This window comes from Steroidobacter flavus (genome assembly GCF_042651805.1).
Classification (GTDB): domain Bacteria; phylum Pseudomonadota; class Gammaproteobacteria; order Steroidobacterales; family Steroidobacteraceae; genus Steroidobacter; species Steroidobacter flavus.
On sequence record NZ_JBHSDU010000003.1, the window covers coordinates 355,658 to 378,955 of the forward strand.

The following is a 23,298-nucleotide window of genomic DNA, read 5'->3' on the forward strand; positions in this document are numbered from 1 at the left end:
ATGACCCGCCCCTACCGCGCACCCTTGACCGCCGCCGCACTCAGCTTGATCGGCATGGCTGTGTTGACCGCTTGCGGCAAACCGCCGATGGGACCTGCCGGCGGTCCGCAGGGAACACCGAAGGTGAGCACGGTCGTCGTGCAGCCACAGCCGGTGGTTCTCACGACTGAACTGCCTGGTCGCACCAGTGCCGTACTGGTTGCGGATGTTCGGCCTCAAGTCACAGGCATCCTGCAATCGCGAAAGTTTGTTGAAGGCAGTGCTGTGAAGAAGGGCGATCTGCTCTATCAGATCGATCCCGCCACTTATCAAGCCGCCGTCGACAGCGCCGAAGCCGCGCTCGCGAAGGCGCAGGCGAATCAACACACGACGCGTTTGAAGGCGGAACGTTATAGCGAGCTCAAAGCGATCAACGCGGTCAGCCAACAGGACGCTGACGATGCAGACGCCGCGTTGTTACAAGCGAACGCTGAAGTTGCATCCGCTCGCGCGGCGTTGGAAACGGCTCGAATCGATCTCGCCTACACGCGCGTAACCTCGCCCATCACCGGTCGCATCGGCAAATCGTCCGTGACTGCCGGCGCTCTCGTGACCGCGAATCAAAGCGCCACGCTCGCGACGGTTCAGCAGCTCGATCCGATGTATGTAGACGTCACGCAGTCGAGCAACACCGTGCTTCAACTGAAGCGCGCCATCGCGCAAGGCCAACTCGGCGATGGCACCGCGAAAGTGAAGCTCGTGTTCGATGACGGTACGACTTATCCAATCGAAGGCAAGTTGCAGTTCTCGGATGTCACGGTGGATGCAAACACCGGCTCCGTGACATTGCGCGCCGAGTTTCCGAATCCCAAGGGCGAGTTGCTGCCCAACCTGTATGTCCGCGCCATCATCGAGGAAGGCACGATGTCGCAAGCGCTGCTGGTGCCGCAGCAAGCGGTGAGCCGCGATGCCACGGGCAAGCCGCACGCTCTTGTCGTCGGCAGCGACGGCAAAGTTCAGCAGCGCCAGATCCTGACTCAGCGTGCGATCGGCAATCAATGGCTGGTCACCGATGGCCTGAAAGCGGGCGATGTGCTGGTCGTGTCTGGCCAGCAGAAAGTGCAGCCCGGTGCACTCGTCGAAGCGACTCCATATCAGCCGCCCGCCAGCGATCGTGAACAGCTCGCGTCGCGCGTCGCGATGTAACCCAAACAGACATCGAGAATCATCATGGTCCGCTTTTTCATCGACCGTCCTGTCTTCGCCTGGGTCATCGCGATCATCGTGATGCTCGCCGGCACGCTGGCGGTCACCACGTTGCCCATCGCCCAGTATCCCGACATCGCGCCGCCGGCGATCTCCATCACCGCGAACTATCCCGGCGCGTCGGCCAAGACGGTGGAAGACACCGTGACTCAGGTCATCGAGCAGAAAATGAAAGGGCTCGATCGACTCGCCTATATGTCATCGACGAGTGAAGCGTCGGGCATGGTGACCATCACCCTGACGTTCGAGAACGGCACCAATCCCGACACGGCGCAGGTGCAAGTTCAGAACAAGCTGTCGCTCGCCACGGCCTCGTTGCCCGAGGAAGTGCAGCGTCAAGGTCTCACTGTCGCGAAGGCGGTGATGAACTTCGTGAGCGTGCTAGCGTTCGTGTCGAAGGACGGCAGCATGAACGCGGCCGATCTGAACGACTACGTCGCCGCCAACGTTCAAGAAGCGCTGAGCCGCGTCGAAGGCGTCGGCGACACCCAGCTGTTCGGCGCGCAGTATTCCATGCGCATCTGGCTGGATCCCAGCAAGCTCAACAACTACCGCCTCACCGCACTGGATGTGAGAAATGCCATCCAGGCGCAGAACACGCAGGTGTCCGCCGGTCAGCTGGGCGGCCTGCCCGCTGTGTCCGGTCAGCAGTTGAATGCAACGATCACTGCGCAGACTCGCCTGCGCACGGCTGAGCAATTCGAAGACATCATCCTGCGTACGCAGACCGATGGCTCGCAGGTTCGCTTGCGCGATGTCGCTCGCATCGAGCTCGGCAGCGAGTCGTATGTCAGCGCGGGTCGTTACAACGGCCAGCCGACCGCAGGCCTTGCGCTGAAGCTCGCGACCGGCGCGAACGCGCTCGACACGATCAAAGCCATCGACGCTCAGGTTGAAGAGTTGCGCCCGTTCTTCCCGCAAGGCCTGGAAGTCGTCAAACCGTACGACACCACGCCGTTCGTACGCATCTCCATCCAGGAAGTGGTCAAGACGCTGGTCGAAGCCATCGTGCTCGTGTTCCTGGTGATGTATGTGTTCCTGCAGAACTTCCGCGCCACCCTGATCCCGACGATCGCGGTGCCCGTCGTGTTGCTTGGTACGTTCGGTGTGCTGGCCGCGTTCGGCTTCACTATCAATACGCTGACGATGCTGGCGATGGTGTTGGCCATCGGCTTGCTCGTGGACGACGCCATCGTCGTCGTCGAGAACGTCGAGCGCGTGATGTCGGAAGAAGGTCTGCCGCCCCGTGAGGCGACTCGTAAGTCGATGAGCCAGATCACGGGCGCGTTGATCGGCGTCGCACTCGTGCTAGCTGCCGTGTTCGTGCCGATGGCGTTCTTCAGCGGCTCGACCGGCGTCATCTATCGTCAGTTCTCGATCACCATCGTCGCGGCGATGACGTTGTCCGTGCTCGTTGCGATGGTGCTCACGCCGGCACTGTGCGCGACGCTGCTCAAGCCGGTCGATCCCTCGCATGCGCGGGCGACGACGGGGTTCTTCGGCGCCTTCAATCGCTGGATGGACAAAGGCACGGCCCGTTACGAAGGCGGCGTGCATGGCATTCTGAATCGCCGTCGTCGCTTCATGATTGCGTATGCGGTCATCGTCGGCGTCGTCGCCCTGGCGTTCACGAAGATTCCGACGGGCTTCCTGCCCGACGAAGACCAGGGCACGATCTTCGCGATCGTCCAGTTGCCGCCCGGCGCCACGCAGGACCGCACGCTGGACGTGATCAAACAAGTCGAGCACCACGTGCTCGAGGATCAGAAGGACGCGGTGGAGTCCGTGCTCACGGTCGCGGGCTTCAGCTTCGCGGGTGGCGGACAGAACACCGGCATGGCGTTCATCAAGCTGCGTCCTTGGGACGAGCGCACGCGGCCGGATCAGCAGATCGGCGCGGTGATCGCCAAGGCCTCGCAGTATTTCGCGACCATTCAAGATGCGCAGGTGTTTGCTTTTGCGCCTCCGGCAGTCTCCGAGCTCGGCAACGCCAGCGGCTTCGACCTGATGCTTCAAGATCGCGCGAACCTCGGCCACGAGGCGCTGATTCAAGCTCGCAATCAGCTGCTCGGCGCGCTCAGCCAGGAACATTCGCTGGTCGGCGTGCGACCGAACGGTCAGGAAGACACGCCCGAGCTGCGCCTCGAGATCGACACTCACAAGGCCGGCGCGATGGGCTTGTCGCTGGCTGATATCAACGACACCTTCTCCAGCGCGTGAGGCAGCGTGTACGTCAACGACTTCATCGATCGCGGTCGTGTGAAGAAGGTGTTCATGCAGGCCGATGCGCCCTATCGCATGCTGCCGGAAGACATCAATCGCTGGTACGTGCGTAATTCCACCGGCGACATGGTGCCGTTCAGCGCGTTCGCGAGCACCGAGTGGTCGTCCGGCTCGCCGCGATTGGAACGTTACAACGGCGTGCCGTCGGTCGAGATCCTTGGCATGGCGCTGCCTGGCGTGGCGTCGAGCGGCGAAGCGATGGACATCGTCGAGCGTCACGCGAAGGAACTGCCTCCGGGCATCGGCTTCGAATGGACCGGCGTGTCGTTGCAGGAACGCGCGGCGGGCTCGCAGACGCTGCTGCTCTACACGCTGTCGATCGCGGTCGTGTTCTTGTGTCTCGCGGCGCTCTATGAAAGTTGGGCGATCCCGCTCTCGGTCATTCTCGTCGTGCCGCTCGGCGTGCTCGGCGCGCTGATCGCCGCGATGCTGATGTGGAAGATGAACGACGTTTATTTCCAGGTCGGCTTGCTCACGACCATCGGCCTGGCGTCGAAGAACGCGATTCTGATCGTCGAGTTCGCCAAGGATCTGTATGCCCGCGGCACCGACTTGATCGAGTCTGCGGTCACGGCGGCCCGCATGCGCCTGCGACCGATCCTCATGACCTCGCTCGCCTTCATCCTGGGCGCGTTGCCGCTGATGCTCAGCACCGGTGCCGGCGCTGGCGCTCGAAGCGCGCTCGGCGCGGCCGTGATCGGCGGCATGATCTCGGGCACGGTGCTCGCGATCTTCTTCGTGCCACTGCTGTTCGTGGTCGTGATGAAAGTGTTCTCGCGCCGCCCTGCCCCGCAGGGCGATGCGACCCTGGCCCTCGCCTCTGCGGCGGAGACGCATTGATATGAGTTACAGCAAATTGTTGATCGGCGCCGTGGCGGCCTCGTGGCTCGCCGGCTGCACGATGGCTCCCACTTACGAACGCCCCGCCGCGCCCGTTGCGGCGGATTTTCCGGATGCAGGCAGTCAGTCGACTTCGACGATTGCAGACATTCAGTGGCGTGAGTTCTACGCCGATCCGAAGTTGCGGGAGCTGATCGATCTGGCCCTCGCCAACAATCGCGATCTTCGCGTCGCCATTCTGAACATCGATCAGGCTCGCGCGCAGTATCGGATTCAGCGGTCGCAAAGCTTTCCGCAGCTCGATGCGGTCGGCAATGAAAGCGTGAATCGCGTTCCTGCCAGTGTTTCGCAAACGGGTGCCGGGGTGACGACGCGGCAGTTCAACGCGAACATCGGGCTCAGCGCTTACGAGCTGGATTTGTTCGGTCGTGTGCGTAGCTTGAATGGGCAGGCGCTCGAGAGGTTTCTTGCCACCGGCGAGGCGCGTAAAGCGACGCAGATCAGTTTGATCTCGGAAGTCGCGAACACGTATCTCACGTGGGCTGCGGATCTGGAGCAGCTTGCGCTTGCTCAACAGACATTGAAGAGTCAGAGCGACAGCTATGCGCTCACCAAGCGTCGCTTCGAACTGGGCAGCGCTTCTGAATTGACCTTGCGTCAGATTCAAACGAGCGTCGATACCGCGCGCGTGAATGTCTCGACCTACACGCGATTGATCGCGCAGGATCGTAATGCGCTTGTGTTACTGCTTGGCGCTGCCGTGCCGGAACATCTCACGCCCGCGTCGTTGAGTGACACTGTCAGCACGGTCGCCGATCTGCCCGCTGGCTTGCCTTCGGATTTGCTGACTCGCCGCCCTGACATTCTGCAGGCTGAGCACGAGCTCAAAGCCGCGAACTTCAACATCGGCGCGGCGCGTGCGGCTTTCTATCCGCGCATCACGCTGACCGGATCGGCGGGGAGCAGTAGCACCGATCTCGACGGCTTGTTTGCCGATGGCTCCGGCGCGTGGAGCTTCGTGCCCCAGATCAGCATTCCGCTGTTCGCCGGCGGCGCCAATCGCGCCAACCTCGACGCCGCTCATGTCAGCCGCCAGATCGAAGTGGCGCAATACGAGCAGGCGATCCAGACCGCCTTCCGCGAAGTCGCCGACGCCCTCGCCGAACGCAACACCCTGGGCGACCAGCTCTCCGCCCGCCAGTCGCTGGTCGAAGCCACCTCCACCAGCTTCCGCCTTTCGCAAGCCCGCTTCGAACGCGGCGTCGACAGCTACCTGGACGTGCTCGACTCGCAACGCTCCCTCTACACCGCCCAACAGGGCCTGATCGACGCCCGCCTGCAGAAGCTCACCAATACTGTGACTCTGTACAAGGCCTTAGGCGGCGGCTGGTCGGAGTAGGAGGTTCCCGCCGGGGCGGTTCTGGCATACAATGCCGCCCCTTCGCGGAGCCGACTTAGCTCAGTTGGTAGAGCTACTGATTTGTAATCAGTGGGTCGGGGGTTCGAGTCCCTCAGTCGGCACCACTTCCCTCCTCGACTCAGCTGCGGCCAGCAACGCTCTCACTCGTTACAGGCAAGACTTCAGCCTGAGTACGAGAGCGAGCATGTTGAAACGGACTTTCACCTACGTCGATCAGAATGGCGATCGTCACGAAGTCGTCGCCCTCATCCACGCTCCCCAGAAGCAGGATCGCCCGAAGGTTGTCCCGCAAGAGCCGGACACCTATTCCTGCGCTTTCGAAGTGACGGGTGCCGACCTGAATATCAAAGGCATGGGCTTCGGGGCCTTTGATGGACTTGCGGCACTTTTTGCCGCCCTCCGTGATCTGCGCTTGGAGTTGGATAAGCTTGGAAACAGGATTGGTTGGATCGGTCTAGGCTACACCGGCATACCGAGAATGGTGACGCTGGCAGATCCGATCCCTGTTCAGCAACGCATCGAGGCCGTATTGGATAACGAACATCAGATGCACTCAATACTCGGGCCGGGGCCAAAGCGCGGCACGAAGCCCTAGGCGTGGACGAAGGAAAGCCCTGGCATACAGACTGACACTCTGATTTGAAATCAGTGGGCCGGGGGGTTCGAGTCCCCTGCCCCCTCTCCGCTCGATCATGAGACATGATGCGAGGCGAAACCCGCGCATCCGATCCCGGAAACAACAGCGCGATATAGGCGCGGGCAACACCGCGGCAGCCCCGCCGTACAGCAGATTGCTCTTTTATCATCCCATCAGTGCTTGCCAACAAAGCAGGGCTATACCGCAAGCCTTTAGCGGTCTCTCCGAGGTAATTGCAGACGCACTATCAGGGCAAGTTTCATGCAAAGCGTTCAAGCTGGAGCCTTGGGAAAGAAAGTTACTGGCGTCGACGACATGTTCGAAGTCGGCATCGACGAAATGCGAAGACTCCGAACGGATGAGCTAGTTATTGGTCTTTGTGGCCCGATCGGCTCCCCGCTTCACAAGGTGGCGAGGGAGTTCGCCCGGCTCCTGGAGCAGGTATATGGATATGAATGCACCCTTATTCGACTGAGCGAGATCATCGAGGAGCTGCGCGGCTCGGTTTCGAGCCCCGCCCGGTTTGAACGAATTCAGAAACTGATCGAAAACGGAAATGAGTTGCGCAGGGAATTCGGCGCCAGCGTTCTCGCCGATATGGTGATTGGCAAGATCGCGCTCGAACGTGAGCACGTCAAGAAGACCACCGGAGGCGCTCGGTACAAGAGCCGCCGACGCTGTTACATCATCGATTCCATCAAGAATAACAACGAGCTCGAGGTACTGAGACTGGTCTATCGAGACATGTTCTATTTTGTTGGTGTGTTCGCTCCGCTGCATGTTCGGCAGACCGAGCTTGAAACCCGCGGCATGTCCCTGTCGGAAGTCTACCGCCTGATCGACCGGGACTCCGGCGAAGAAATCGAGCACGGCCAGACCGTGCGGAACACCTTCCCAAGGCCGATTTCTTTATCCGAGCCGGCACCGAAGCGTCGGACATGAGCGAGCGAATTCAGCGCCTGCTCGATCTCATCCTGCGTACAAAAGTAGTCACCCCTACCATTGCCGAGACAGCGATGTATCAAGCTGCATCGGCGGCCGGAAACTCCGCTTGACTGTCACGCCAAGTCGGCGCTGCGATTACCGATAGGGATGGAGAGATCCTCGCGATCGGTTGGAATGATGTGCCGAAGTTCGGCGGCGGCCTATACAACACATCCAGCGCACGGGCTTCCTCAGGCTCCGACAAAAGGTGCTTCAACTGGAAAGGGCTTTGTCACAACGATGAGGAAAAAGACGTACTGACCGAACGTGTCGTCAGAGTTCTAGCCGACGCTGGTTTCTTGGATCCAGCATCTATCGCACGGGCTATAAGCGCGCTCAAGGCTTCACCCATTCGCGCGCTAATCGAGTTCTCGCGGTCAATCCACGCCGAGATGCACGCACTCCTGAGCGCCGGTCATAGTGCTGGTTCCAGGCTGCGAGGCGCGGCGCTCTACTGCACCACGTACCCATGCCACGGTTGTGCCAGGCACATAGTTGCCGCGGGAGTCAGCGCGGTCTACTACATCGAGCCCTACCGCAAGAGTCAGGCGGTCAAACTTCATGAAGACTCCATCACCGAACACGAAGAATCCTCAACCAAGCTCAGAATTCTGCCGTTTGACGGGGTATCACCGGCAAGATTCCTGGAGTTCTTTCAGATGGGGGACGCGCCGCGGAAGGAGTCAGGCAAGGTCATCCAGCGCAACCCGCGCGAAGCTGTACCGATCAGTCACACGACGCTAGAATCGATTCCTGCCTTGGAGGGGCTGGTGATGCAAAGTCTGGTCTCGCGTAACCTGCTCAAGCGGCCAGACGGAGAATAAGCGGAATGAAAAGAGTGCCACCGATACAAGAATCGCTGCCCTTGCCTCCCGTACCCGACGAGTTTCGTGATCGCTTGACAGCAGATGCGGCAGCCCCCGCCAACACGACCGCCAAGGTTGTAGACCTCAAGCAATGGAGAGCGCGATCGATCGGCGTGGATCAATCGTCGCTCATTGCTGCCGTTTGTCAGCGCGCAGCACATCTCGCTGATGTAGTGTCTCCGCGATCGAACCGCTGACCGTTGAATGAACTATCATCCCGCCGAGCTGCGGGCGGCGGAAAAAGGGGCTAAACCTTCGGGTGGGCCCCTTTCCTTTTTCTGAAGCAGTGCTTCACTCCGCCCTTCCCGCCCGCGTTTCGGATTTTGCAACGTGGGCCATGGCGCGAAGATAAGTCTCTGGGTTTGGATCCTCCAGCGAAGCCGCAAGGTACTCGGCAATGACTTCCTCATTGTCGAGGAAGTCACACACGTTAAAAGGCGCAAGCTCCGCAGACCGAACCTTAACCTTCGCTCGCTTCTTTCGCGCCTTCTTCATACTTCAATCCTCAGGCATATAGTGACGACAGACCGCTCCGTCTCGACATCGAGCCCTCAGTCGGTACCACTCCCCGCGTCGCTCTTCGGCTCATACACCGCCTGCAACAGCAAATCGTCATCGGACGTCTGCCCGACGTGCGGGCAGTACAGCTTGGTGGACTCCTGGCCGGGCTCCAGGGGTGAGGTTTCGATGACTTTGATGCAATCATGAAACACACCGGCGGGTGTCTCGATCTTGAGATCGACGGCTACGTGTTCGGCGCGGTCGAGGGCGATGTCGGGGGCGAGTTCCTGGTAGTAGCGAGTGCCGATGAGAAATCCGGAATCGGGCATGATGATGCCCGGCGCGGCTTTGTCTCGGCCCGCGAGCCATTGCCCTTCGTGATCCACGATCTTGCCGCCTTCGTAGATATCGACCTCCTCGCCGAAGTAATAGACGTCGTTTGACGGCCGACAGGTAGCAAAGAAGTTGCGGGAGATTTCGACCAGCTCGCCGTCTGCAGTTTCTTTTTCTTCGACGACGCGCGTGACGATGTTTCGCTTGGCACCACCGACGTCCATCGCGACGGTGCGCGTCTCTGATTGCACGGTGATCCAAAGTTCCGTGAGCTCGTCGCACTTGCCCTCGGCGACGCATTGTTGATTGCTGAGATAAAGCTGCCGACCGGGTGTGAGATCGAAGAAGGTATTACCGCCGCGAGGGATGAAGTTGCAGTCCTCGATGGGGAAGTCGTCAGTGAATTTGACGTCTTGATCGGCAGCGAGCGCTGACAACGCGACGCACCCGGTAGCAACAGCAAGCAATTCGCCACGCATGGCAATCTCCTCGGAAGGTCCCCGACGATGATTAGACGCCGCTTCAAAGGACCATCAACCGCTCAACTCGCATCGACAGTTTCGGCGGCGCACGATCCGCCCTAAAATCCCCTCCTCGGCGTAGGCCACCTCAACTGACACGCGTATGAAATCACTCATCGCCTTCACAGCCCTCGCGTTCCTCTCGTCGGCCAACGCGGCGACACCTGCCGGCGTAAAGCTCTGGCGCCTCGACTGCGGAGCCATCTTGGAAAGCGATCTGAACCTGTTCTCCGATACGTATGCTTACGTCGGCCAATCCAAAGAACTGACCGTCAGCTGCTATCTCATCAAACATGGCGATACATACATGCTGTGGGACACAGGCTTGTCGACCGAAGCGCTGGGCAAGCCACTCAAAGGCCCGGGCGCAACGGGCGAGCGTCTGAGCAAATCGATAGCCGATCAGCTGAAGGCGCTCGGCGTCGAGCCGAAGCAGATCGAAATCATCGGCATCAGTCACTATCACTACGATCACACCGGACAGGCGGCGACGTTCCCGCAAGCACGACTACTGATGGGCAAAGGAGATATCGCGGCGCTACGAACGCCGGGAAGCGAACGAGCAAAGCCGCTGGCGCATTGGCTCAATGGTCAAGGCAAGCTGGAAGAAGTGACCGGCGACAAAGACGTCTTCGGCGATCAGAGCGTGGTGATGCTCGACTTGCCCGGCCATACACCCGGGCACCACGGGTTGCTCGTGAAGCTCGCAAAGCAAGGCTATGTGCTGCTGTCAGGCGACGTCGCGCACTTCGAGCAGAACTACGCCACGAACGGTGTGCCGATCTTCAACACCGATCGAGCCCAGTCGCTCGCATCGCTGGATCGATTCAAAGGACTCGCGAAGAATCTGCGTGCGACCGTGGTGATTCAGCACGAACAGGCGGACATCAAAAAGCTGCCGGCGTTTCCCGCCCACGCCGAATAACAAACAAAAAGGGCCCGCGACACAAGCCGCGGGCCCCTCGAACCAAGCGAAGCGGAATTACTTCTTCTTCCGCACCGCCTTCACAGCCGCCTCAGCATTGATGAAGCCATAGCCATCGAGCTGGCTGTAGCCCTTGCCGATGAGGTTGAAGAACTCGCCGCGGAAGCCGCCACCACCTTCGTACGTGCCGAAGAAGCTGGCGCCGCCCGGAACCACGTCGCCGGAAGGAAGCAGCACGCCGCCGCCCAGCAAGTCGGCCGAGTTGCCGCCGGCCGCAACGTTCGGCCCGGCGGCATCGGCTTCGTCGCGATCGATACCGAACGACAGCAGATCGCCGCTACGGAACGAGCCGGGACGGAACGCGAGATCGAGTTGTTTCCACTGACCGGCGACGCCCGGCAGATCGGCGGGAAGCGACGGTGTGGCCGTCACATCCGACGCAGTCAAACCAACCGTGCGACCGACAACGAACGGTTGACCCGGCGCGGGCAGAGGCGTGCCGCGTGTATCGAACACGATGCCCTTGGGGGTCTGAGTCACATCGCCGCCGCTGCCATTGATCGACACGCTAGCCAGTTTCCGCAAGCCGAGCTGAGTGATCGTGAACACGTTGGGATCGAACTGACTGATGGAGTTCTGATCGGCCGACGCATTGATCGCGACCAGACTGCCACCCGACAGCGCGAAGCCCGACGAGAAGAACGGATCGAGATCGTGACGGAAGGCGCTGTCCTGCAGGATCTTACGCATTTTCTCCGGCTTCACCGAGCCCGGCCCGCCGGCCGCATCGAGCACCAGCGCCGCGATCGACGCCGCGTGCGGGGCCGCCGCGCTGGTGCCGAAGAAGTTCGGGAAGGTGTCCGGATCGACGATCGAGTCGGTGGTGAAGAACGTGGTGTTGGCGCCATCCATCGCGGCCATGTCCGGCTTCTGACGAATCTGCGGAGTGCGATAACGTTTGTTGTTCTTGTCGAAATAAATGGTCGACGGCCCGGGCGACGTGAACGCCTCCGGAATGAACGGTGCGTAGAACGCATAGGCCGCGACACCCATCGCCCCTGCCGCCGAGTTGTGACCGTACGTCACAGGCCCGAGATAGCTGAAGTACTCCTGCGGATTCACGCCGCTGAAGCCGACGTAACGAATGCGATCCGCGACGTTTCGGTTCTTGCCAGGCGTATTGGCACGAGCGATCACCATCTGCAGCGTGGCGCCCGGCAGCTGACCGATCTCCACCGGCCGATTGGTAAAGCGGTTCTGTTCCGCGAACGAGCCGACGAAGGTGCCGTCCGGGAGGAAGAACAGCAAGTTGTAATCCGACAGCACTTGCTCGACCACTTCCACCTGCTGCACGCGATACGAATAATCGCCGAACTGCGCCGCGCCGAAGCTGTCGACGACTACCGTGTAGGTGCCGGCAATCGGCAGTTCCAGAATCAACGACTCTGGATTGGTGGTCGAATCGACGAACTGAATCTGCTGACCATTCGGATCCAGCAAGGTGAACGTCAGATCCGGATTCGGCGTCCCGGTCGTCGAGCTGTCGGCGTCGACAAATATTTCGACCAGCTGCCCGGCCACACCGGGGAACGTGAAGGTCGACGTTGCGCCCGCGGGCACCGTGCTCACGCCGGAAACAATCGGCGCGCCCACCGGTGTTGGCGGTATCGGATCGTACGGCTCGTTCCACTGGAACACGATGGTGCTGCCATTGGTGAACGCGATGGTCTGCGCGATATCGAGGTCCTTGCCGCCGGCAAAATTATGGAAGCCGCCGGCATACAACGCCGGATCGACGCCACTGAAATCCAGATTCGTACCCGCCCACGAGGAGGAGTCGCCCGGCACGATGCGGACTTTCGAGTCGTAGGCTTGAGTCGAGGGACGATTGCCGGCGGACGAGAAATACGACACGCCCTTCGCCGCCACTTCATCGACCGCCTGCGCGACGATGCCATCTTGGAAGAACGGCTCGGACAGATAGATGATGTCGTCGACGATGACGTCCGCCTTGAAGCCCGGCACGGCGTTCGGCGCACCGGGGAAACCGGCGAGCGCGCGAATGTTGTTGGCGAAATTCACTTCGCCGCCATTGGCGGTTGCGAAGCCGAGTCGCGCCTTCGGCGCCATGTCATGCACGATTTGTAACATCGCACGGCCTTCGTCGGAGGCGGCCGGCCAGTCCTGAAGCACGACGACTGACTCGGTGTTGCCGAACGGATTGCCGGACCCCGGCAGATCGCCGGTCGAAATATCGGCCGCGGCGCTGTTCGGCGCGACGTTGGTATCGTAGCTGTCCGACATCACGCCGACGGTGATGCCCGAGCCATCGATGCCGGGAATCTTGTCAACACGGTGTTGAACGATGCCCTGACTGTCGGTGGCACCGACGTTGGTCACCATCGGGCTCGACGGCACCACCGCGAGCACGCCTTTTTTGCCGGCGATACTCAACAGCGAGCCGCTGGGAACATAGGCTTCGACCACACCCGCGCGGTAATTCAGATCGGTGGCCATGACCTCCACGCCCGCCGTGCCCTGCAAGCTTTCGATCACGGCAGCGGCCGGCACTTTGCCATCGAGTGAAATGCGAACGAGCGCGCGGCCGGCATCGTCGAACTGCACGGGATGAGTCAACTGAACTTCGGAAACCGCGGCCCGGCGGGCGGCGGCGGCAGGCTGTGCAATTTGTTCTAATCCGCCGCCCAGATTGGCTGCGGTGGGCTTGGCGTCGACGGTCAAGGGCGTGAATCCCAGCACTGCGGCTGCTAGAACCCAACGCAATCCCTCATGACTATTCATGAAACATTACTCCGTGTTCGTGTTCCGACGGGATGCCAGATCGTTGTTGTTGTCGGGGCGACGATGCGCCCGAAACACATCGGATCTTCCTACGTGAATACTCACGTTTGCCCGACGCTACGCCGACCGACGATCCGATTCAAGCCGCCTTGCTGCCGGCCATGGAACGTTGTTACATACACGTCACAGGCTCAACGCCGCTGGTGTAAACATTCGTGGATCGACCCAATAACCGACTCTTGTTTCTGTTGCTCGCCGTCTATGCCGTGGCAAGCCTGGTGCACTTTGTACACAACGCCGAATTTCTCGGCGACTATCCCGGGCTGCCGGCCTCGTGGAGCAGCGGCGGCGTCTACCTCGCTTGGGTAGCAATGACCGTCGTCGGTGGAATCGGCGCGTTGTTGGTATACCGGGCGCGCGAATGGATCGGGCTGATGTTACTGGCGGTGTACGCCGCGCTCGGGCTGGACAGCCTCGGCCACTACGTAGTGGCGCCGATCTCGGCGCATAGCTCGATGATGAATACCACCATCCTGCTCGAAGTCGGTGCAGCGGCACTGGTGTTATTAGAAGTCACCCGCCGCCTGTTTGGATTGATAACAGGCCGGCGCGCTACGGATAGTTCCAGGCGTTCGTAACGGCGGGGCCGGTGACGTAGGCGTCGAACAGTGCACCGTTGACCTCGCTGCCATTCGCAAACTGCCGGCGAAAGTCGCTGAGATCGATGCGCGTGCGGACTTCCTCCAGCGAACCTCCCTTCGCGCGCTCGGCGTCGACCCGCTGGGGGATGGCGGTCATGAGATCGATGATGCGATCGATCTGAGCATTGTCGCGCATGAGCGGCCCGTGCCCCGGCACAACCGTCGCTGCCTTCAGGTCGCGGATTCGTTTCAACGTGCGGGCCCAATCACGAACTCGCGATTGTTCGGCGCCGACCAACGGCACGGGCCATCCCACGACGTCGCCCACGAACGCGACACTTTGCTCGGGCAAGTGAACGACCAGATCGCCGGTGGTGTGCGCATTGCCGATCGCGATCACATCGACGGCGCAGCCTTTGTCTCGAATCGAATATTTATCCTGGACGCCGATGTCCGGCAGGATCGCGACGAAGTCATCGGGCACCGTCGCATAACCCTCGCCGAGACGTAGATCGCTCTCGAGACTGCGACGCTGCTCATCGCTCAACGGTTTGCCCGCGCTGGTCTTGCCCGTCTCCAAAGTCTTGCGAAAGCGTTCCAGCACTTCAGGAATGGCGCGATGAAACTGGTCGCGATTCTGCTTGCCCTGATTCGGCAAGTAAGACAGGGACGCCACGCTGCCGATGACCTTCATCCCCGGGAACGCGTCTTTGTAAATGTGCGTACCGACGATGTGATCGTCGTGCCAATGCGTATTGATCAAATAACGCACCGGTTTGTTATTCGTGTAGAGCCGAACCTGTGCGAGCACTTGCGAGGTGGTCGCATCGTTCGACTGAGCATCCACGACGATGACGTGATCGGCGCACTCGATGAAGCCCGCGTTCGATTCGACGGCCAGCCCCGGCGGATCGCCGCGCAGGACAGTGAACACGTTGTCGCGCAGCTTGGTAACCGTGAACTGCTGAGCTGCATACGTAGGACAGGTTGCGGCCAGCGCCGCCAGCCAGATCAGGCGTCGAAAGCTCATGCACTTCCCCTCCAACAACCGTACCTACAGCGCACAGCATAGGCAGCGCCAAAGCAATACGCAGCCGCCCGGCTCCTTTTGAGCAACCCCGGCAAATGGAGTACGCTCGTGCCTTTCAGACTCAGGTGTGAGCGATATGTCAATCGACGGCCGGCACGACATCGAAGGGCTGCAGCGGATCGGCGCCATCGTGGCGGAAGTGCGCGAAGCGATGGGGGCCCGTGTGGCGCCCGGCGTGACCACCGGAGAGCTGGACGATCTCGGCAAGGAGATCCTCGATCGCCATGGCGCCCGCTCGGCGCCGCAACTGGCGTACGGATTTCCGGGCACCACCTGCATCAGCGTCAACGACGACATCGCGCACGGCATCCCGTCCTCGTCGCGCGTTCTGCAGGAAGGCGATCTGGTCAACATCGACGTGTCCGCTGAACTGAACGGCTACTGGGCCGACACCGGCGCGAGCTTTGCGGTCGGTGCAGTGTCGTTTCAGTCCGAGCAGCTGTTGAAAGCCACGAAGCAGGCGTTGGAAGACGCGATGGAACAGGTCACCGCCGGCGCTCCGATGCACAACATCGGCCGCGCGGTCGAGCGTCGGGCGAAGAGCTGTGGATTCCGAGTCATTCGGAATCTATGTGGGCACGGCGTGGGTCGTTACATCCACGAGGAGCCGCAAGTCCCCAACACGTTCGATCCGCGTAATCGAACCGTGCTGAAGGAAGGTTGGGTGATCACCATCGAGCCCTTCCTCACGACACGCGCGACGAAGGCAGTGACCGCTCAGGACGGCTGGACACTGCGCACCCCGGACGGCAGCCGAGGTGCACAGTTCGAACATACAATGATCATCACGCGCGATCGTCCGATCGTCGTGACTTGAGCATCACCACTCGTAACGCAACGTTCCGATGACGGTGCGCGACGCGCCGAAGTAGCAGCTGTTGGAGAACGGGCACGCAGTGACGTGCTTCTCGTCAAACAGGTTGGCAACGTTCAACGCCAGCTGCGCGCCGTCCAATGCGGACGACAGGCGACCGAGATCGTAGGAAGCGAGCGCATCGACCAGCACGAAGCTGTCGGTCGTGAAGTGATTGAACTGTGTCACTCCATTCACGACTGCGTACGTCGTCGTGCCTTCCGAGCCGCCGACATAACGAGCGCCGGCGCCGAGCGTCAATCCGCCGAGCCGACCTTCCGGTCGCGCGACGCCGAAGTCATAGCTCAGGAACGTCGATCCCATCCACACTGGCGCGCCCAGCAGACGCGTGCCAGTGGTGGTAGGCGTCACACCGCTCGCCGGAGCGCCTTGGGTGACTTCGGAATCGGTGTAGGTGCCGGTCACCACGACCTCGAAGCCCGGCATCACTTCGCCCCGGCCTTCCAGCTCGGCGCCCTGCACCTTCACTTCGCCGATCTGAATCTGCGCGGTGCTGGGAATGCCGTTGGTGCCCGCGCTCGGATGACCGACCGGCACCTTCTGCCGGCGCAAGTCGTAAGCGGCCAACGTGAACAACGCATTCACACCGGTCGGCTGATACTTCAAGCCGACTTCATATTGACGCCCCGTGACCGGATCGAACGGCTGGCCCTGATACGTCGAGCCCGCTTGCGGCTCGAACGATTCGGAATAGCTCACGAACGGCGCGAGACCGATCGGCAGCTCGTACAGCGCGCCCAGTCGGCCGGTGAAAGCGTTCTGAGAGAGCGGCGTCGTCACGCCATTGCGCTTGTTGAGCGCGTCCTGCTGATAGTCGTCGTAGCGACCGCTCGCAATCAACTGCAGCCGATCGATGGCGATCTGATCCTGCAGGTAGAAGCCGATCTGCTCGCGCTCGGTCTGGGTGTTGGTGTAGCCCGACGACAGCAACGTCAAATCTCGCGTCGGCATCACGCCGCCATAAGTCGGCGCGTACAGCCGCAGGTTGGGAATGCTCGTTGTCGGATTGGCGCTCTCGCCCGTATTGAACTGCTGGAAGTTCTCGCCGTCGATGTTCTGATAGTCCACGCCGACCAGCACGCTGTGCGCCAGCGGCCCTGTGCTGAACTTGATCGCCAGGCTGGTATCCGCCGTGAGCGTATCGAAATCCTCGTCGGCACCGCCGCCGCCGCGAATGATCGTGGAGTAGTCGGTGTTACGGTTCGCGCCGGTGCCCGTCGTGGCGAAGCCCGCGACATACATTTGCCGATAGCTCAGCTCGGTATTTTGAAAGCGAGCATTGGTCCGCAACGAAACGTGCTCATTGAAGTCATGACGAAACAGCGCCGAGACCGCGCGCTGATAACGATCGAACACCTCATAGTTCGGATCGCCGGTGTTGATGTCCTCGGGCAGCTCGCCCAACGGACTCGGCAACACTGAGCCGAATGCCGACACACCCGAGTAGCCACCGCCCTTCGGATCGTGCTGATAGGCACCGATCAACGTCAGGCTGGTGTGCTCCGAGGGAGCGAAGGTGAGCATCGGGCTGATGTGCTTGCGCTCGCTCTCCGTCATGTCAGTGAAGCCGTCATTCCGCTGCGCGCCGCCGACCGCACGGAACAACCAATGGCCTTCTGCGTCGAGCGGACGATTCACATCGAAGTTGGCGAGCTGCGTGTCGTAGTTGCCCGCCGAGATTTCCAAACGGTGAAAGGCGATCGCCTCCGGCGTCTTGCTGGTGAGATTCACCATGCCGCCGGGCGAGGAGTTGCCATACAACACCGAGGCCGGCCCCTTCACCACGTCGAGATGATCGACCCGATTGAAATCGACTTGCGGAGTCGAGTACGGCCCGGCGATCAAGCGCATGCCGTCGAGATAGAAGGCCGGCAAGAAACCGCGGATATACATCTGATCGTAGCGAGTCACCATGCCGCCGCGCTGATTCGCCGACACGCCGGCGACATAGTTCAACGCTTGATTGATGGAGCGCGCATTCCGACGAGCCAGCTCTTCGCTGTCGATGACAGTGATGGTCTGCGGCGTTTCAATCAGCGGCGTGTCGGTCTTCGTGCCCGATGCCTGTCCTTTCTCGCGAACGCCAGTCACAACGATGGAGTTGCCGTCGGAAATGCCCGCATTCGTTTCTGCCACCGCGCTATTGATTGCGACAGAAGCGAGTCCCGCGCCGAGCAATGTTCCTTTCAGCAAACCCGTGAGCAAACCGCCAGCCATAAATATCCCTGACGCGCCGACCCTTCCGGGTGCACGTGCTTATTCATTGAGTACTGGCTGGCTCTAGGGCCGGAGCGTCAGCTCACGGCCGTCGGCGGGCTACGGAGCGCGGCCCCTTCTATTAATAAGAGGGGCCGCAGCGGGCGCGATGATAATGGTTCGCATCCGGGATGCAAGCCTGCCATGGGCGGGGTTGACTACCGGTTCAGCACCACCACCGAAATCGCGCCGTCGACATTGACGCCGTCGCTGCTGTTTCGCAGCTCGAGCGGTCGGCCGAGGATGCCCTGATAAGTGTGGCTGAACGTGGTCTTACTTTTTGTCGCCGTCGGCGTCACCGTCACCTGGAGCTCGTAGTTTTCCGCGTTCAGCCGGCGCACCGCCATGGCGACGACGTTGGGCGGCAGATCCAGGGTGAAGCGCTCCCCCGGCCGCGCTTCGAAGGTGGAGCGGACCGTGTTGTCGGTGCCCTGGCTGGCGACGCGAATTTCGTAATGCGCTCGAAAAACTTCCGTGGCGCTGGCTGCGCCCACCCCTAGAAACGTAGCGCCCAGAAGCACTGCCAGCGTGTTGCCGAATGTGTTCATTTGCTTGTCTCCGTGCTCAGTCTTCCCGTCCGGCTATTCGCGATCTCACCGCATCTGGAGGCGCCCGGATCAGTCGTCGGCAGGCGACGCCCGCGGTCGGCGACGTCCCTATTGAAGTGCCTCGGACACCTGTATATAACAACAGCTCCTCAGCCGCTTTCGCCTCCGCCATGGACTACCGCGATCCCATCCTGGTCATCGACGAGACCATTGAGAATCTGGTGTATCTCGTTGAATGGTGGCTGGAAGACCTGGACATCGCGGTGGCACGCGATTTCGATTTGCTCACCCGGGAAGACGCGAAGACGATCTCGGCCTTGCGCGCGTCGCGAAAGTTGCTACCACGGCTGCGCATCGTCCGCTCCAACTACGAAGGCAGTCCTTTGCTTCCCGACGCCAAAGGATATCCGCGCGATCGCGAGCTGGACGAGTTTTGCGAGCGCAGCCGTATTCAATTGCGCCGACTGTTGAACCCACCCGGCGATGGCCCGCCGCCAGGAACTTGATCCGCACGCATGGCGTTCGCTGCGAGAGAGCAATCAACGAGGTGAGCGCTATGGAACGTGTTGAAAAAACGATTGACGTGAATTGCCCGATCCGCGCGGTTTATAACCAGTGGACCCAGTTCGAAGAGTTCCCCCGCTTCATGGCGGGCGTGAAGGAAGTCCGGCAGCTCGACGACACGCACGTGCATTGGCACGCGGAAATCTGGGGCAAGGACAAAGAGTGGGATGCGGAGATCACCGAGCAGGAGCCGGACAAACGAATCTCCTGGAAAAGTATTTCTGGCGCGCATAACGCCGGCACCGTGCGCTTCGAACCGTTGGACGCGGAGCGCACTCGCGTGCGTCTCGTCATGGCCTACGAGCCAGAAGGTGCGATCGAAAACATCGGCGACGCGGTCGGCATCGTGAGTGCGCGTGTCGAGAACACAGTGCAGGACTTCAAGAAGTTCATCGAAGAGCGCGGCCGGGAGACAGGTGCCTGGCGCGGTGAAGTCGACGACAGCCGGCCTGTTTGAAACATCGCCCATCCGCGAGCGCCCTGCACGTCGTCCGGAACCGACGCGTGCACGGCGCGTTCGCTTCCTGTCGAACAAACGAATCGCCCGGCATCGCCGGGGATTCATATCTCAGGTTTGGAAAAAGTTATAAGTGAGGTGGGCTATGAAAGTTGCGACCCTGCTGCTGATGGCGGCGCTGGGCACGGCGAGTGCGGCTGCGCTCGGTGCGGATGCGATCTCCGCCGAAGATTTCGTGAAGAAGGCCGGCGAGTCCGGTGTGGCTGAAGTCGAAATGGGCCAGCTCGGCGCGACGAAGGCCAGCAACGCCGACGTGAAAGCGTTCGCGCAAAAGATGGTGACGGATCACACCAAAGCCAACAAGGAGCTCATGGCCGCGGCGAAAGCCAAAGGCCTGAAAGTCCCGACCGAGCCGGGGCTGATGCACAAAGGCATGAAGGAGAAGTTCGAGCATCAATCCGCCGACGCGGAGTTCAATCACGATTTCATGAAGCAGATGGTGAAGGACCACGAAGCCGCGGTGGAGTTGTTCCAGACTGCGGCTAACGACACGACGCTGGATCCTGACTTGCGAGCGCTGGCGAAGAAAACCTTGCCGACACTCCAGCAGCACCTGAGCGATGCGCAGAAGCTGGAAGCGAAGCTGGCGAAGAAAACCTGACGGAAGATCGACGAGCTGCGCGGAAGCCGCCCACCGGGTCGGCTTCCCGCAGCTCACACCGATCAGTCGCCCTTGTCGCCCTGCCCTGGCCTGGCCTTGCGCTTGGCCTTCTTCTTCCGATCCCTCGACAACGACTCACTCACGTCGTCACTCTCTTTGAAACGACCGGTCTTGGACCGGCGCACATAACGCTTGTCCCCACGCGGTGCGATCAGCGTGCGCTTCGCTGCCTTGCGCGTGGACTTCTTTTTAGTCGCCTTTCCTCGAGTCGACTTCTTCTTCCTGGTACTTTTTCTGGTTGCCATGGTGCCCTCCTGTGGTTAGTCCCCTGTCATCTGCATCACTTGAACCCGGCACTGCGAGCGGAGTTCCCTCCCAAGGAACTTACCTTGGCGCGTTCTGTTGTAATCGCCATGGAAGAGTCCGTCGTCGATAGCGGCATCGTTGCTCGCACAATCAAATGGATGGTCACGCTCGCGAGCTGCACTCTGCTGGGCTGTCATCAGTCCGAGCCGAGCGGCTTAACGCAAGTTAACGAGATCGCGAATCCCCAGAGTGTTTCTTCAGCCGCCGCACCTGCGCCCGCCGCAGGTCCAGCGAACATTTCGGCCCCGGCCGCTGCGTCTCCGCCGGAAGATGGTCAATGGATGATGCCGGCGCGCGACTACGCGAACACTCGATTCAGCGGACTGGACGAAATCAACACGGACAACGTCAGCAAGCTGCAGCTCGAATTCACATTCGCGACCGGCACACTCCTGGGACAAGAGTCCGCGGTGCTCGCTGTCGGCGACACGCTCTACTTCGTCACGCCGTTTCCGAACATTTTGTATGCGGTGGATCTGAAGCAGCCGGGCGGCGGACTGAAATGGAAATTCGATCCGAAGCCCGACGCATCGGCGCAAGGCGTGGCGTGTTGCCAACCGGTCATTCGCGGCCCGGTGTATTCGAATGGCCGCATCTTCTACAACACCACCGATACGCACACCGTCGCCCTCGACGCGGCCACCGGCCAGTTGCTGTGGAAGACGCGCGTAGGAGATTTTAACTACGGCGAGGCGTTCACCATGGCCCCGCTGGTCGTGAAAGATAAAGTCCTGGTCGGCAACTCCGGCGCGGAGTTCGGAGCGCGCGGCTGGTTGACCGCGCTCAACGTGTCGGACGGCTCGGTCGCATGGCGTGCCTACTCGACCGGAAGCGACGCGGACGCATTGATCGATACCGCCGAGTTCAAGCCCTTCTATCCACAATATCATGGCAAGGATCTCGGGATCACTACGTTCCCACCCGATCACTGGAAGATCGGCGGCGGCACCGTGTGGGGCTGGATTTCATACGACCCCGAGCTCGATCTGATTTATTACGGCACCTCCAATCCCAGCCCCTGGAATCACGAAGTCCGGCCGGGCGATAACCTCTGGACCAACGGCATATTCGCGCGCAATCCAGATAACGGCCACGCACGCTGGTTTTATCAAACCAGCCCGCACGACCTGTGGGATCACTCCGGGGTCAACGAGAATCTGCTGCTGGATGTGAATTGGGAAGGCAAGCCGCGCAAGGTGCTGGTCCGCCCGGACCGCAACGGTTACATCTATGTGATCGATCGCGTCACCGGCGAGCTGCTGGCGGCGGATGCATTCACCTACATCACGGCGTCGAAAGGCGTCGATATGAAAACCGGTCGGTTGATCCACAACGAGGACAAGATCCCGTCGCAGGGCAAAGTCGTTCGTGAGGTCTGCCCGAACTCGCCGGGCGCGAAAGACTGGACGCCCTCCTCGTTCAGCAAGCGCACCGGCCTCATCTACATGCCACACAACAACATGTGCATGGACTGGGAGATCAAACCGGTTTCATACATCGCGGGCACGGGCTATCTCGGCGTGAACGCGCGTTTCTATCCGGGGCCCGGCGATCATGTCGGCGAGATGATGGCATGGGATCCGGTAGCCCGCCGCAAGCTGTGGGCGGTGAATGAGAAATGGCCGGTGTGGAGCGGAACCGCCGTGACCGCGGGCGACGTGGTTTTCTACGGCAATCTCGAAGGCTGGTTCAAAGCCGTGCACGCGCGAACCGGCGAAGTGCTGTGGCAGTTCCGGACCGCGAGCGGAATCATCGGGCAGCCGACCACATTTCGCGGCCCTGACGGTCGTCAATACGTTGCGATTCTTTCCGGTATCGGCGGTTGGGCCGGCGCGCTCGTGTCCAGCGAGCTGGACGAGCGCGACCCGACGGCCGCCAAGGGCTTCGGCAACATGATTGGCGAATTGAAGAAACAAAGCGGCATCGGTGGGATGCTCTATGTTTTCGCGTTACCTCGTTAGTCTGATGGTGGTCGGCGCTGGCCTGCTCGCGAGCTGCGAGCGCGAGACGCGTGCGTTTCACGATCAAGCGCCGGCGAAGAACGATGTCTCGCCGACCTCGTTCCGCGTCGGTGGCACGCCTCGACCGGTGGCGAAGAATCCGCAGGCGGACGAGTACGAGCGCAACGCCTATCACATCGGCGAAGGCAAGCGTTATTACGAGTGGTACAACTGCTATAGCTGCCATGCCGCCGGCGGCGGAGACATCGGCCCGCCGCTGATGGATGACAAGTGGCGCTACGGTGGCGAGATCGAACAAATTTACTCCAGCATCGTCGAGGGGCGTCCGAACGGCATGCCCTCGTTCGCCGGTCGCATTCCGGAACAGCAGGTTTGGGAAATCGCGGCGTACGTGCGATCCATGAGCGGGAACGCGGCGAAGGACGCAGTGCCGTCACGCGGCGACGAGATGAAGAACACCAAGCCGCTGACACAGATCCCGCACCAGCCCGTGCGCAGCGAGCCACCGAAAGTGGAGCGATGA

Annotated in this window: 20 protein-coding genes, 1 tRNA gene and 1 pseudogene; 15 read left to right on the top strand and 7 right to left on the bottom strand. The window is 61.0% G+C overall.

The genetic code is table 11. From position 1 onward, the window contains the following. The 7 genes and pseudogenes from ACFPN2_RS07055 (at position 1) to ACFPN2_RS07085 (ending at position 8,233) form a co-directional block, all read left to right on the top strand. On the top strand, positions 1-1,185 hold the full coding sequence (locus tag ACFPN2_RS07055) for an efflux RND transporter periplasmic adaptor subunit (protein ID WP_380595916.1): 1,185 nt from the start codon (positions 1-3) through the stop codon (positions 1,183-1,185). Between the two features lie 24 nt (positions 1,186-1,209). Continuing rightward, positions 1,210-4,368, top strand: a pseudogene (locus ACFPN2_RS07060) (efflux RND transporter permease subunit). Between the two features lies 1 nt (position 4,369). Next, the gene (gene adeC, locus ACFPN2_RS07065) at positions 4,370-5,767 is read left to right on the top strand and encodes an AdeC/AdeK/OprM family multidrug efflux complex outer membrane factor (RefSeq protein WP_380595917.1); all 1,398 of its coding nucleotides are present in this window, start codon (positions 4,370-4,372) and stop codon (positions 5,765-5,767) included. 49 nt (positions 5,768-5,816) lie between these two features. Then, positions 5,817-5,892: transfer RNA gene (locus tag ACFPN2_RS07070), tRNA-Thr, on the top strand. A gap of 80 nt (positions 5,893-5,972) precedes the next feature. Continuing rightward, positions 5,973-6,383 (top strand): DUF6968 family protein, encoded by a 411-nt coding sequence (locus ACFPN2_RS07075; protein ID WP_380595918.1) that lies wholly within the window; start codon positions 5,973-5,975, stop codon positions 6,381-6,383. Between the two features lie 303 nt (positions 6,384-6,686). Beyond that, positions 6,687-7,367 carry a hypothetical protein gene (locus ACFPN2_RS07080; RefSeq protein WP_380595919.1) on the top strand — a complete coding sequence of 227 codons (681 nt, stop codon included), beginning with the start codon at positions 6,687-6,689 and terminating at the stop codon, positions 7,365-7,367. 167 nt (positions 7,368-7,534) lie between these two features. After that, positions 7,535-8,233 carry a deaminase gene (locus tag ACFPN2_RS07085; protein ID WP_380600059.1) on the top strand — a complete coding sequence of 233 codons (699 nt, stop codon included), beginning with the start codon at positions 7,535-7,537 and terminating at the stop codon, positions 8,231-8,233. A gap of 333 nt (positions 8,234-8,566) precedes the next feature. Here the strand turns inward: ACFPN2_RS07085 and ACFPN2_RS07090 are convergent, their stop codons facing one another. Further along, the gene (locus tag ACFPN2_RS07090) at positions 8,567-8,770 is read right to left on the bottom strand and encodes a helix-turn-helix domain-containing transcriptional regulator (protein ID WP_380595920.1); all 204 of its coding nucleotides are present in this window, start codon (positions 8,768-8,770) and stop codon (positions 8,567-8,569) included. Between the two features lie 56 nt (positions 8,771-8,826). Beyond that, entirely contained in the window at positions 8,827-9,588 is a 762-nt protein-coding gene (locus tag ACFPN2_RS07095; protein ID WP_380595921.1) for a hypothetical protein, read from the bottom strand. A gap of 145 nt (positions 9,589-9,733) precedes the next feature. Between ACFPN2_RS07095 and ACFPN2_RS07100 the strand changes: the two genes are divergently transcribed. Further along, the gene (locus tag ACFPN2_RS07100) at positions 9,734-10,555 is read left to right on the top strand and encodes an N-acyl homoserine lactonase family protein (protein ID WP_380595922.1); all 822 of its coding nucleotides are present in this window, start codon (positions 9,734-9,736) and stop codon (positions 10,553-10,555) included. Between the two features lie 57 nt (positions 10,556-10,612). Here the strand turns inward: ACFPN2_RS07100 and ACFPN2_RS07105 are convergent, their stop codons facing one another. Further along, a complete protein-coding gene (locus ACFPN2_RS07105) occupies positions 10,613-13,357 on the bottom strand; it encodes a S8 family serine peptidase (RefSeq protein WP_380595923.1) in 2,745 nt (914 codons plus the stop codon). A 215-nt stretch (positions 13,358-13,572) separates the two neighbouring features. Here ACFPN2_RS07105 and ACFPN2_RS07110 point away from each other — a divergent pair, with 215 nt between their 5' ends. Next, complete coding sequence (locus tag ACFPN2_RS07110) at positions 13,573-13,995, top strand: hypothetical protein (protein WP_380595924.1); 423 nt, start codon at positions 13,573-13,575, stop codon at positions 13,993-13,995. On the opposite strand, the gene ACFPN2_RS07115 is transcribed toward ACFPN2_RS07110, so the two are convergent. Then, on the bottom strand, positions 13,970-15,028 hold the full coding sequence (locus ACFPN2_RS07115; RefSeq protein ID WP_380595925.1) for an MBL fold metallo-hydrolase: 1,059 nt from the start codon (positions 15,026-15,028) through the stop codon (positions 13,970-13,972). The genes ACFPN2_RS07110 and ACFPN2_RS07115 overlap by 26 nt on opposite strands. Before the next feature lie 136 nt (positions 15,029-15,164). On the opposite strand from ACFPN2_RS07115, the gene map reads away from it, so the two are divergent. Next, positions 15,165-15,905 carry a type I methionyl aminopeptidase gene (gene map, locus ACFPN2_RS07120; RefSeq protein WP_380600060.1) on the top strand — a complete coding sequence of 247 codons (741 nt, stop codon included), beginning with the start codon at positions 15,165-15,167 and terminating at the stop codon, positions 15,903-15,905. A gap of 3 nt (positions 15,906-15,908) precedes the next feature. Here map and ACFPN2_RS07125 read toward each other — a convergent pair whose 3' ends face one another. Continuing rightward, positions 15,909-18,179, bottom strand: coding sequence for a TonB-dependent siderophore receptor (locus ACFPN2_RS07125; protein ID WP_380595926.1), 2,271 nt, complete (start codon positions 18,177-18,179; stop codon positions 15,909-15,911). 197 nt (positions 18,180-18,376) lie between these two features. Next, a complete protein-coding gene (locus tag ACFPN2_RS07130; protein ID WP_380595927.1) occupies positions 18,377-18,766 on the bottom strand; it encodes a hypothetical protein in 390 nt (129 codons plus the stop codon). Between the two features lie 170 nt (positions 18,767-18,936). On the opposite strand from ACFPN2_RS07130, the gene ACFPN2_RS07135 reads away from it, so the two are divergent. The 3 genes from ACFPN2_RS07135 (at position 18,937) to ACFPN2_RS07145 (ending at position 20,448) form a co-directional block, all read left to right on the top strand. Further along, positions 18,937-19,272 (top strand): hypothetical protein, encoded by a 336-nt coding sequence (locus ACFPN2_RS07135; protein WP_380595928.1) that lies wholly within the window; start codon positions 18,937-18,939, stop codon positions 19,270-19,272. Positions 19,273-19,322: 50 nt separating this feature from the next. Continuing rightward, positions 19,323-19,787: an SRPBCC family protein gene (locus tag ACFPN2_RS07140; protein WP_380595929.1), complete on the top strand. Its 465-nt coding sequence runs from the start codon at positions 19,323-19,325 to the stop codon at positions 19,785-19,787. Positions 19,788-19,932: 145 nt separating this feature from the next. Continuing rightward, positions 19,933-20,448 carry a DUF4142 domain-containing protein gene (locus ACFPN2_RS07145; RefSeq protein ID WP_380595930.1) on the top strand — a complete coding sequence of 172 codons (516 nt, stop codon included), beginning with the start codon at positions 19,933-19,935 and terminating at the stop codon, positions 20,446-20,448. Between the two features lie 62 nt (positions 20,449-20,510). On the opposite strand, the gene ACFPN2_RS07150 is transcribed toward ACFPN2_RS07145, so the two are convergent. Beyond that, positions 20,511-20,753, bottom strand: coding sequence for a hypothetical protein (locus ACFPN2_RS07150; protein ID WP_380600198.1), 243 nt, complete (start codon positions 20,751-20,753; stop codon positions 20,511-20,513). A 159-nt stretch (positions 20,754-20,912) separates the two neighbouring features. Between ACFPN2_RS07150 and ACFPN2_RS07155 the strand changes: the two genes are divergently transcribed. Continuing rightward, positions 20,913-22,775: a PQQ-dependent dehydrogenase, methanol/ethanol family gene (locus ACFPN2_RS07155; RefSeq protein ID WP_380600062.1), complete on the top strand. Its 1,863-nt coding sequence runs from the start codon at positions 20,913-20,915 to the stop codon at positions 22,773-22,775. Further along, the gene (locus tag ACFPN2_RS07160) at positions 22,753-23,298 is read left to right on the top strand and encodes a c-type cytochrome (RefSeq protein WP_380595931.1); all 546 of its coding nucleotides are present in this window, start codon (positions 22,753-22,755) and stop codon (positions 23,296-23,298) included. Before ACFPN2_RS07155 ends, ACFPN2_RS07160 begins: the two co-directional genes overlap by 23 nt.